This is a genomic window from Streptomyces sp. QH1-20, from assembly GCF_041283565.1.
GTDB lineage: Bacteria > Actinomycetota > Actinomycetes > Streptomycetales > Streptomycetaceae > Streptomyces > Streptomyces syringius.
In genome coordinates, this window is record NZ_CP166299.1 from 6221924 (window position 1) to 6233605 (window position 11682).

General features: G+C 70.0%; 7 protein-coding genes. 5 read left to right on the forward strand and 2 right to left on the reverse strand.

The features are described from left to right. Positions 1–28 precede the first annotated feature (28 nt). The 5 genes from AB8O64_RS28190 to AB8O64_RS28210 all read left to right on the forward strand — a co-directional run bounded on the left by AB8O64_RS28190 (position 29) and on the right by AB8O64_RS28210 (position 8940). On the forward strand, positions 29–1489 hold the full coding sequence (locus AB8O64_RS28190) for an NCS2 family permease (protein ID WP_370422091.1): 1461 nt from the start codon (positions 29–31) through the stop codon (positions 1487–1489). 33 nt (positions 1490–1522) lie between these two features. After that, positions 1523–2701: an XdhC family protein gene (locus AB8O64_RS28195; RefSeq protein WP_370422092.1), complete on the forward strand. Its 1179-nt coding sequence runs from the start codon at positions 1523–1525 to the stop codon at positions 2699–2701. Between the two features lie 176 nt (positions 2702–2877). Next, on the forward strand, positions 2878–4695 hold the full coding sequence (locus AB8O64_RS28200; protein ID WP_370422093.1) for a serine protease: 1818 nt from the start codon (positions 2878–2880) through the stop codon (positions 4693–4695). Between the two features lie 672 nt (positions 4696–5367). Next, complete coding sequence (mgtA, locus tag AB8O64_RS28205) at positions 5368–8106, forward strand: magnesium-translocating P-type ATPase (protein ID WP_370422094.1); 2739 nt, start codon at positions 5368–5370, stop codon at positions 8104–8106. Positions 8107–8142: 36 nt separating this feature from the next. Continuing rightward, positions 8143–8940 (forward strand): MgtC/SapB family protein, encoded by a 798-nt coding sequence (locus tag AB8O64_RS28210; RefSeq protein ID WP_370422095.1) that lies wholly within the window; start codon positions 8143–8145, stop codon positions 8938–8940. Positions 8941–9096: 156 nt separating this feature from the next. On the opposite strand, the gene AB8O64_RS28215 is transcribed toward AB8O64_RS28210, so the two are convergent. Continuing rightward, positions 9097–10239 carry a hypothetical protein gene (locus tag AB8O64_RS28215; RefSeq protein WP_370422096.1) on the reverse strand — a complete coding sequence of 381 codons (1143 nt, stop codon included), beginning with the start codon at positions 10237–10239 and terminating at the stop codon, positions 9097–9099. 97 nt (positions 10240–10336) lie between these two features. Beyond that, the gene (locus tag AB8O64_RS28220) at positions 10337–11224 is read right to left on the reverse strand and encodes an NAD(P)-dependent oxidoreductase (RefSeq protein WP_370422097.1); all 888 of its coding nucleotides are present in this window, start codon (positions 11222–11224) and stop codon (positions 10337–10339) included. Positions 11225–11682: the final 458 nt, after the last annotated feature.

The window sequence follows — 11682 nt, forward strand, 5'->3', positions numbered from 1 at the left end:
CCCCTTTGAACCTTGGGAGTAGGCATTCATGACCCAGTCATCCCTGGAGCCGGTGACCACGGCGGAGGACGCGGGCGCGGGCTCGCGGCCCTCCGCCGGACGGTCCTGGCTCGACCGGTACTTCCACATCAGCCATCGGGGGTCCACCGTCGCCCGCGAGATACGCGGCGGCATCACGACCTTCATGGCGATGTGTTACATCCTGCTGCTCAACCCGCTGATCCTCTCCGGCCCGGACGCCTCGAACCACACGCTGAGCCATGCGGGCCTCATCACCGCCACCGCCTTCGCCGCGGCGCTGTCCACCCTGCTCATGGGCTTCGTGGGCAAGGTGCCGCTCGCGCTGGCCGCCGGGCTCGGTGTGTCGGGCGTGCTCTCCACCCAGGTCGCGCCCCACATGACGTGGCCGCAGGCGATGGGCATGTGTGTGCTGTACGGGGTGGTGATCGTGCTCCTGGTCGTCACCGGTCTGCGTGAGCTGATCATGAACGCCATCCCGTTGGCGCTCAAGCACGCCATCACCATGGGCATCGGCATGTTCATCGCCCTGATCGGCCTGGTGAAGGCCGGTTTCGTGCATGCCTCCACGGGCGGCGGTCCGGTGACGCTGGGCCCGGCTGGAGAGCTCGCCGGCTGGCCCGTGCTGATCTTCTGCGTCACGCTCCTGATCGTCTTCATGCTGCAGGCCCGCGAGGTGCCCGGCGCGATCCTCATCGGCATCGTCTCCGGCACGGTCCTCGCGGTCGTCGTCAACGCCACCGTGGACCTCGGTCCCAAGGCCTGGCGGAGCGGCCCGCCCGAGCTGAAGGGCAGCGCGGTGTCCATGCCGGACTTCTCCCTCTTCGGGCGGGTGGAGTTCGGCGGCTGGGGTTCGGCGGGCGCCATGACCGTCACCATGGTCGTCTTCACGCTGGTGCTGGCCGGCTTCTTCGACGCGATGGCCACCATCATCGGCGTGGGCACCGAGGCGAAGCTCGCCGACGACCGGGGCCGGATGCCGGGCCTCAGCAGGGCACTGTTCGTCGACGGCGCGGGCGGCGCCATCGGCGGGGTCTCCGGGGCGTCGGGCCAGACCGTCTTCATCGAGTCGGCCACCGGGGTCGGCGAGGGCGCCCGGACCGGGCTGTCGTCCGTGGTGACCGGCCTCTTCTTCGCCGCCTGCCTGTTCTTCACACCGGTGACCCGTGTCGTTCCCGGTGAAGTCGCTGCCGCGGCTCTGGTGGTCATCGGGGCGATGATGATGAGCAACGCCAGACACATCGACTGGAACGACCGGGCGGTGGCGATCCCGGTCTTCCTCACCGTGGTGCTGATGCCCTTCACCTACTCCATCACCGCCGGGGTCGGGGCGGGCGTCATCGCCTACACCGCCATCAAGGCCGCCCAGGGCAAGTGGCGCGAGCCCGGTGCCTTCATGTGGGCACTGACCGTCGTCTTCGTCGGATACTTCGCCCTCCACCCCATCGAGCACTGGCTGGGTGTGAAATAACGCCCGTGACCCGCACCCCGTAAGGAGACCGCCATGCTGGACATCGCCGAGGAGCTGCACCGGTGGTGCGAGCGGGGCCGCGACTTCGCCGTCGCCACCGTGGTCGCCACTCACGGCAGCGCACCCCGGCCGCCCGGCGCCGCCCTCGCCGTCGACGCCGACGGCGAGGCGATCGGGTCGGTCTCCGGCGGGTGCGTGGAGGGCGCGGTCTACGAACTGTGCCAGGAGGCATTGGTGAGTGGTGAGAGCGTCCTCAGCAGCTTCGGCTATTCGGACGAGGACGCCTTCGCCGTGGGCCTGACCTGTGGTGGTGTCATCGACATCCTCATCACCCCGGTCCGGTCGTCCGGTGTGTGCGCCGAAGAGGGGAGCGCCGCGGAGAGTGTCGTCGGTACGCTCGGCGCCGCGCTGGCCGCCGCCGCCCGTGGTGAGACGGCTGCTCTCGCGCGCGTGGTCGCGGGTCCGGCCGCGATGGTCGGCCGGGCGCTGCTCGTACGGTCCGACGGCACCCGCACCGGCACCCTCGGCGGCCACGCGATGCTGGACCGCACCGCCGCCGAGGAGGCGGCCGCCCTGCTCGACGCGGGCCGCACCGGCACGGTCGAGATCGGCACGGACGGCTCGCGCTGCGGGGAGCCGGTGGTCCTGCTGGTCGAGTCCAGCGTGCCGCCGCCCCGCATGATTGTCTTCGGCGCCATCGACTTCGCCGCCGCCCTGGCCGGGATCGGGAAGTTCCTCGGCTATCACGTCACGGTGTGCGACGCCCGACCGGTTTTCGCCACCGCCGGGCGGTTCCCCGCGGCGGACGAGGTCGTCGTCGAGTGGCCGCACCGCTACCTCGACGCGCAGGAACTCGACGCCCGTACCGTCCTGTGCGTCCTGACGCACGACGCGAAGTTCGACGTACCGCTGCTGGAGCGGGCGCTCCGGCTGCCCGTCGCCTACGTCGGGGCGATGGGCTCGCGGCGCACCCACGAGGACCGGCTCGACCGGCTGCGCGCGGTGGGCATGGGCGAGCGGGAGCTGGACCGGCTGCGCTCGCCGATCGGGCTCGACCTCGGGGCGCGCACGCCCGAGGAGACGGCCCTGTCCATCGCCGCCGAGATCGTCGCGAGCCGCCGGGGCGGCTCCGGCGTGCCGCTCACCGGCGCGCACACCCCCATCCACCACGAACCGCGGAGCGGGCCGGAGCGGCTGGATTCGGTGGCCTGAAAGCGCCCTGCGCAACGGAACTGACGAGAAGTCATGCATGGCTCGGGTGTGGCCGAAAGGCGCTCCCGGCCGGTTCCTGGATCGGAATTAAGGGTTCCGGGACCGGCGGAGCGGAGTGTGTGGGACGTGTGAAAACATGCCCCACACCTTTCGTTCCTCTATCCCAGAGAGTCACTTTGTCATCTTCCAGATGGTCCCGGACCCTCGCCGTGGCCCTGTGCATGGCCGCGTGCGGAACGACCGCCGTCGCGACCGCGGCGACCGCGGCTCCGGCCCCTCGTGACACGAGCGTCGAGAACTACTGGACCGCCGAGCGGCTGGCCGCCGCACAGCCCGTCGAGACGGGTCGCAAGGCGGCAGGCTCCGCCGGCAAGATCGCGGGCGCTCCCCGGTCCTCCGCCCCCGCGCTCAGCGCGCCCGGCCTCACGGCCGCGGCCCCCTCCGGCACCCCCCAGGGCAAGTACGGCGACGGCATACCCATGGTCGGCACGTTCTTCGCCGCCGGTGGCCCGAGCGGCAACACCTACTGCACCGCGAGCGTCGTCCAGAGCGCCGGCCGCAACCTCGTCCTGACCGCCGGGCACTGCGCCCTGGGCAAGAGGGTGCAAGACAAGAGCATCTTCATCCCGCAGTACCGCAAGGGCAAGGACGCCGCCCACCAGCCGTTCGGCGTCTTCCCGGTGGAGCGCGTCTTCACCGACCCGCGCTACAGCCGTAACAGCACCGGCGCCGACTCCGACCTCGACTTCGGCATCATCCGCGTCGGCACCAACGCCAAGGGCGCACGGGTGCAGGATCTCACCGGCGCCCTCCGGCTGACCCCCACGCCCCGCTGGAACAGCACGGTCACGGTCACGGGCTATCCCGTCTCGAACAACCCCGACCAGCGGGCCATCAGCTGCACCGTGCCGACCAAGCGGCTCGCGGGCTACCGCCAGGTCGAGATGCGGTGCGGCGGCTTCTACAGCGGCGTCTCCGGCAGCCCGTGGATCGCCAACTACGACGCCAAGTCCCGTACCGGCGACGTCATCGGCAACCTCGGCGGCTACAACGGCGGCGGCAACATCAACGGCGACGACTGGGTCAATTACTCCCCGGTCTACGACCGCCAGATCCAGGCCCTCTACCAGGACGCGGTCGCCGACCGTACGCCCGTCCGTGACGGCGGCGCCTACCGGCCGCAGTCCACGGCCAACCGGCTGCCCGGTGCCGCCTCCACCTGGCGGCACGCCAAGCACCTCGCTTCCGGCGACTACACCGGCGACGGGCGCGACGACCTGCTGACGCTGTGGAGCGACGGCGAGGTCAGCCTCTACCCCGGCGACGGCAAGGGCGGCTTCGGCTCCGAGAAGACGCTCGCCAAGGCGGGCAGCTTCTGGAGCCGCGCCGAGGCCGTCACCGGCGGTGACTTCACCGGCTCGAACCGCTCCGACCTGGTGGTGCGCTGGAGCAACGGCAAGGTCAGCCTCTTCGCGGACGGCGACCCGGCGGGCTTCGGCAAGGAGTACACCCTCGCCGCGGCCGGCTCCTCCACCTGGAAGAACGCCACCCAGATCACCGCGGGCAAGTTCAACTCCACGGCCAAGGCCTCGGATCTCGTGGTCCGCTGGGCCGACGGCGGACTCAGCCTCTACTCGGGCGTGAGCTCCTCCGGTCTCGGCACCGAGCGCCGCCTCGCGGAGAAGGGCTCGTTCTGGCGGAACTCCATCGCCCTCACGAGCGCCCAGCCCTCCGGCCAGGACCGCTCGAACCTGATGGTCCGCTGGGCCGACGGCTCGCTGGGCAGCTTCGCCCTCTCCGGCTCCGCGCTCTCGGGCACCCGCCTCCAGGCCCCCAACGCCTCCTGGCAGCCCGCCGTCATGGCCGCCGGTGACTTCACGACCGGCGGTCGCCGGGACGACCTCGTCGTCCGCTGGTCCGACGGCGAGTCCTCGCTCTACGACAACACCACGGGCTCGGCCCTCGGCACCTGGAACCCGCTGCTCACTCCCTGAGCCCGGCCTTCCTGCCCCAGGGGCGGCATCGGTCACCGCTACGGCGGTGACCGATGCCGCCCCGTCGCATTCCCCGCTCCGTGTCCCTCGGTATCCCCCGGCCGTTCGGCCGGAATTTGCCCTCCTATTACTTCCCCATGGACAGAACACCCGTGACGTATGGCAAGCTGGGTGCCGAAGGTGCCGCCCCGGCCGTAATTCGCGTGGATATCCGCCGCGGCACCTGCGCTGTGTCCGTACGAGCGAGGAGGTGATCGGGATGACCAGTCGGAGTCCCGAGGGAAGTCCTCGCCACAGAATGCCGTTCGCGTCCCCGAACCGCTGACTTCGGACCTGCTGACTTGAGCACCGATCGTGCGGACCGGCCCGGCCGTCCGGGCCCTTCGGTGAACCGCCGCCCTTCGGCCCTTGCCGCGGGCGCTGTCGCGTGGTAACTCCCTCTACCGGCCTTTCCGGCGTTTCGCCATTTCCTTTCACCGGCACTCCGGGGTAATTCCGCCCCGCCTGCCGGAAATCCTTCCCGCGCGTTCCGCTGCGCGTTCACCCGCACTTTTCCGTGCCACGGCCGGGCTGTGCCATGCCGCGAATTCGGCATGCCGTCATGCGGTCATGTCCGGCGTCCCGACATGTCGCCATGCCCTCGTGCCCGTGTGCCCGGAGAGAGGTTTCGGCATGACCAACAGCACCCTCACCCCCCAGAAGCTCGCACCGCCGGGCCGTACCCGCCGCGACCGCAAGGCCGCCGAAATGGAGGCGCGTACCCGCCTCGTCGGCGAGCACCTCGCCGACGTCAGCAGCCGCCCGGCCGCCCGGGTCCTGCAGGACGTACACGCCACCGCCCAGGGGCTGCGGAACGACGAGGCCGCCGACCGTCTGGAGCGGCACGGCGCCAACGTCGTCGCGCACGAGCGCGCCCCGCGCTGGTTCGTCCAGCTCGCGAAGGCCTATTGGAACCCCTTCATCCTCGTCCTCGTCGTCCTGGACGCCGTCATGCTCTGGCAGTGGCTCCAGGTCGCCGATGAGGAGCCCTTCGACCCCGGCATCGCCATCCTCGGCACGATGGTGCTGGTCAGCGGGCTGCTGCGGTTCTGGCAGGAGTACCGCTCGGGCCGCTCCGCCGCCGCCCTGCGGGCCCTGGTCACCACGACCTGCGCCGTGGCGCGCCGAGAGGGCCGCGGTGACGCGCCGGCCACCGTCGAGATCCCCATGGACCAGGTCGTCCCCGGCGACGTCGTCCGGCTCGCGGCCGGTGACCTCGTCCCCGCCGATCTGCGGCTGCTGACCGCCAAGGACCTCATGGTCAGCCAGGCCGCGCTGTCCGGCGAGTCGCTGCCCGTCGCCAAGGCCGACACCCGGCTGCACGACTACGGCCAGACCCTGACGAGCGACCCGGTGGAGGCCGACAACCTCGCCCTGATGGGCACCTCCGTCACCTCCGGGGCAGCCACCGGCGTCGTCGTCGCGACCGGCCAGGACACCTACTTCGGCTCGATGGCCGGCTCCCTGACCGGTGAGCGCCCGCAGACCGGCTTCGACACCGGCGTTCGCAAGGTCAGCTTCCTGCTGATCCGCTTCATGCTCGTCATGGTCCCCGTCGTCTTCGCCGTCAACGGCTTCACGAAGGGCGACTGGGACGAGGCCTTCATGTTCGCGCTCGCCGTCGCCGTCGGGCTCACCCCCGAAATGCTGCCCATGGTGGTCACCACCAACCTGGCGCGCGGCGCGGTCGCCATGTCCCGGCGCAAGGTCGTCGTCAAGCGGCTCAACGCCATCCAGAACCTCGGCGCCATGGACGTGCTGTGCACGGACAAGACGGGGACGCTGACCGAGGACCGCATCGTCCTCGACCGCTACCTCGACGTGCGCGGCCAGGAGGACAGCGAGGTCCTGGAGCACGCCTACCTCAACAGCCACTTCCAGACGGGGCTGCGCAATCTCATGGACCAGGCGGTCATCGACCGGGTGCTCGAGGCCGAGGAGGTTGTCGTCGACGCCCGTTTCACGAAGGTCGACGAGATCCCCTTCGACTTCGCGCGCCGACGGATGTCCGTCGTCCTCGGCCGCAACAGCCTCGGGGCGACCGGCCGAGCAGACGAGCACATCCTCATCACCAAGGGCGCGGTGGAGGAAGTCCTCGCCCTGTGCACGCACATGACCGAGCAGGGCAGGACGGTGGAACTCACCCGCGAGCTGCGCCGCGAGGTGACCCGCACGGCCGAGGACAACAACCGGCAGGGCCTGCGCGTCCTCGCCGTCGCGACCCGCAGGCTCACCGGAGAGCGGAGTGCCTACACCGTCGACGACGAGACGGGCCTCACTCTCATCGGCTTCCTCGCCTTCCTCGACCCGCCGAAGGCCGACGCCGCGGCCGCCCTCGGAGCCCTCGCCGACAAGGGCGTCGCCGTCAAGGTCGTCACGGGCGACAACGAACTCGTCGCCGCCCGGGTCTGCGCCGATGTCGGCATCGACGTGGGAGTCGTCGTCACCGGCCGCGAGATCGACGCCATGGACGAGCGGGAGCTGCGCGTCCTGGCCCGCACGACCACGGTCTTCGCCAAGACCAACCCCGTCCAGAAGGCCCGTATCGTACGGGCGCTCCAGGCCGAGGGCCACACCGTCGGCTTCCTCGGCGACGGCATCAACGACGCCGCCGCGCTGCACGACGCCGACGTCGGTATCTCCGTCGACTCGGCCGTCGACATCGCCAAGGAGTCCGCGGACATCATCCTGCTGGAGAAGGACCTGATGGTCCTGGAGCAGGGCGTCGAGCAGGGCCGGACCACGTTCGGCAACACCATCAAGTACATCAAGATGACGGCAAGCTCGAACTTCGGCAATGTCTTCTCGGTGCTGGTCGCGAGTGCCTTCATTCCCTTCCAGCCGATGCTGGCGATCCACCTGCTGGTGCAGAACCTCGCCTACGACATCTCGCAGCTCGCCACGCCCTGGGACCGGATGGACCCCGAGTACCTGCGCGAGCCGCGCACCTGGGACGCCAAGGGCATCGCCCGCTTCATGCTCTGCGTCGGCCCGATCAGCTCCCTCTTCGACATCATCACCTTCCTGGTGATGTGGAATGTCTTCGGGGCGAACAGCGAGGCACATCAGACGCTCTTCCAGTCGGGCTGGTTCATCGAGGGCCTGCTGTCCCAGACCCTGATCGTGCACATGATCCGCACCCGTAGAATCCCGTTCATCCAGTCCCGGGCCTCGGCTCCCGTGCTGGTCATGACCGGTCTGGTGATGGCGCTCGGCATCTTCCTGCCGTTCTCGCCGCTGGCGTCCGCGCTGTCGATGGAGCCGCTGCCGATGGGCTACTTCCCGTGGCTGATCGGGATCCTGCTGACGTACTGCGTGCTCACGCAGGCGGTGAAGACGTGGTACATCCGGCGGTTCAGCACCTGGCTGTGAGCAGCCGATAGGACAGTGAAGAGGAGGGTGTGAAACATGGTCATCGTCAACGAATGGCACATGGCGGCCAACATCGCGGCCGGACTGGGATTCGGCGCGATCATCGGCCTGGAACGCCAGTGGCGCTCCAGGATGGCGGGTCTCCGTACGAACGCGCTGGTCGCGGCCGGCTCAGCCCTCTTCGTGCTGCTCTCCCAGTACGGCTTCGCCGACGCGACGAGTACTGCCGGTTATGACGGCTCGCGGGTCGCCGCACAGATCGTCTCCGGCATCGGCTTCCTCGGCGCGGGCGTCATCATGCGCGACGGGCTGAGCGTCCGCGGCCTCAACACCGCGGCCACGCTGTGGTGTTCGGCCGCGATCGGCGCCCTCGCCGGCACGGGCCTGTACGTGGTCGCGGGGCTCGGCACGGCGGGCGTCGTCGGCGCCAACACCCTGCTGCGCCCCCTGGCCCGCGGCCTCGACCGCAAGCCGCGCGGCGGCTCGGAGGTGGCCACCGACTACTACTTCGAGGTGGTCTGCACCGCACCCGAGGAAGCCCACGTCCGCACCCTCGTCGTCCAGTCCCTGGCCCGCCCCGGCTTCCGTCTCCGCTCGGTCCACAGCGTCGACGCGGAGGCCGCCGGCAAGGTCACCGTCGCCGCCGAACTCACCACCGAGCGCCGTGACGACAGCCTCCTGGAGGAAGCGGTCAGCCGCCTCTCCCTGGAGCCCACGGTCTCGGCGGTGAGCTGGACGGTCCTGCACGGCCCCGACGACTCGGACGAGCCGGACGACACGTACGAGAACGGCCGCCGGGCGCGGCGGGTGCGGGACTTCTTCACGGGGCGGTGAGGTCGGTGACGGGCGGCTTTCGACGGGCGTCCGACTTCTCGGACCTGGGGTGCGCGGCACCGACGGCAGGGCGTTCCGGTTCTGGTCGGTGAAGCCGGGGTGACCTCGGAGGTCCGCGTGGATGCGGGCTTCGGCCCCCGGCTCGTCGGGGCTCGGTCACCGTGCGCGGAACGGTTGGTAATGCGCCAGGGGCCACCGGCTGTCCTCCACGGGTGAGGGTGCGATCGTCTGCCGGACGATGCGGGCCACGTGCCGGGCACCCCCGTGTCCCAGTTCCCGCAGGTGGGGCGAGAGGCCGTCCGGCACACCGGTGCAGGCCGCCAGGGCACGGAACCGCTCCTTCAGCACGGACCGCACGGCCGGGTCGTCGGAGCGTTCGCTGATCTGCCGGTAGACGTATCCCAGCACGGCGTCCTCACCAGATGGCCGCAGTCCGTCGACGAGGGTGCGGTCGATCACCGACCCCGGCCAGGTGATGATGCTTCCACCCGGGGCGCCGAAGATTTCGGCGTTGAGGATCTGACTGAGGTTCTGCGGAGGCAGCAAGACGGTCGGCAGGCCCACCGAGGCTGCCTGAAGGATCGTCGTACTGCCGGGCGAGGTGAACAGCCGGTCCGCCCGCAGCAGGGCAGCCTCGAACTCATACGCGGAGAAAGGCCCGACGCGAACGGATCCGGACAGCCGGGCGGCCAGTTCGGTGCGTGCCCACACCGGCAGGTTGCCGCAGACGGCCGCGATCCGATGCCCGGCACTGAGCAGTACATCGACCAATGGGATCACGACCGCGCGCAGGTAGGCGTCGGAAGCGCCGCTGACCAGGTGGCTGTACAGCCCGCCGACGCTGACCACCACCCCGGCGCCGCCGCGCCTGCGACGGGGTGGTGGCACGATCGGCTCCACCCAGCGCACGTCGGCCCACTGACGCAGAGGGCTGGTCGGGGGCAGCGCACCCGCAGGGCTGCGCTGTGCGCAGTACACCGCCGCCCCAGCCGGTACCTCCGATTCTGTCGTCCACAGATACGGCAGGCTGTCGACGTAGACCACCGGCGTGCCGGAGCGGGTGATCCTGTCGGCGGACACGGGGTCGTTGACAACGAGGGCCGCAGCCGCCGGCACGCCATGACGGTGAACGAACCGGTGTCGTCCGCCGATGACCTGCGCCGCGAGCTCAGCTGTGTTCGACGCGTCGTCCATCAGGATGTCGACGCCGTCGAGTTCGTCCAGGATCAGACGCAGCTTCCCGATGCTTCCCCAGCCGAAGTCGGTGGTCGACACCAGCAGAGCGCCAGTCGCGCGCACGGTGACCCCGTTCCTGGAAGACGTCGGGTTCAGTTGCTACGCGAATTCTCTTTCCAGGGAGGGACGGGTTGGAACCTGCCGGCGCGCGACGCAACACTCACTGCTTCCTGAAGTGCTCGATCAGACGCGAGTAGCTGTCGTCGGCATGACCGTCCTCCAGGGCCTTGTCCACGAGGCCGAGGGTGTAGCCGGGGAAATCGACGTCGATGTTCCGCGCCTCGCTCTCGCGGACCAGGTCCTCGACCGAGGGCCGGTGGTGCTGGAGCGCTCCGTACGGCGTCGCGTACTCACCACGGTCGACCTCGTCGGCGAGCACCGGGAAGGACGCCAGGAGTGCGGTGACGGACGGGCCTGCGTCGTCCAGGAACCGCTGTACCGCGATGCCCTCGCTGGACAGCAGGGCGGCCGCGTGCAGGAATCCGTTGAGCGCTCCCCACATGGTGCCGTGCACGGCCATCCCGTACAGGGTCGGTACACCGGCGTCGTCCGAGACCAGCGTTCCCCGGCCACCGATGAGCTGGAGCGTGGGGTGGAAGTGGTCGAACACGGCGTGGGAACCGCCGTAGAAAACCACCGTCTCCGCGTCCCCGATGCCCGGAGCGATCGTCATGATCTGCCCATGGAGATACTGCGCGCCCTGGCCCCTGACCCACTCGGCCACGGCCCTGGCCTCTGCGGATGTCCCATCGGTGAGGTTGAGCACGGAGCGTCCGGCAAGCGCGTCGCCCGCCGATTCCAGAAGGGCGCGGGCCGTCGCATTGCCCTTGACGCTGAGGACCACAAGAGGACTGGCGGCAACGGCGTCGCGAACCGTCGCGGCCCGCTCGGCCCCCCTGCCGACCAGGGGATCGGCCTTCTGCGGCGTACGGTTCCACACGGTGGTCGGGTGCCCGCCGTCCAGGAAGGCGCCGGCGAGCGCGAAGCCCATCTCGCCCAAACCGATCACGGCCACGGCCGGCTGGGCATTGGTTCGTTCTGTATTCATCGAAGTCGCTCTCCCCGTTCGGTGCTGCGCGGACCGTCACGCTAGAACCTGAACCGGAGTTGAGGTCAAGGACGATCCGAGGCAGTGCGCTCACCGGCACGGGGTCGTTGGGGCCGCCCTCCCGGCCAGACGCCTTCGCGCGGCGCCGAGGGGGAGCGGGAACCACACGGTTCGCTCGGCGCCGCTCATGAGGTACGGGCCGATGTGTTGCCCGTCCGCCCTGAGTTGGGTGAGGGCGGCGCATGCCAGACCGAAGCCGATCTGCGCGAGGTCCCATCGGGTGCCGACGGTGAGCGGTGTGGGGACGCCCCACGGCCGACCGTGAGGGCCGAGGTGTGTGACGTCCAGGTGTACCTGTATCGGATGCTGCCGACATGGCGAATCATTCGCCTGGACTCCACGATGTTCGTGTCTGCCTTCGATACGGGATGGGAAGGACACGAGTCGGCGACGTACAT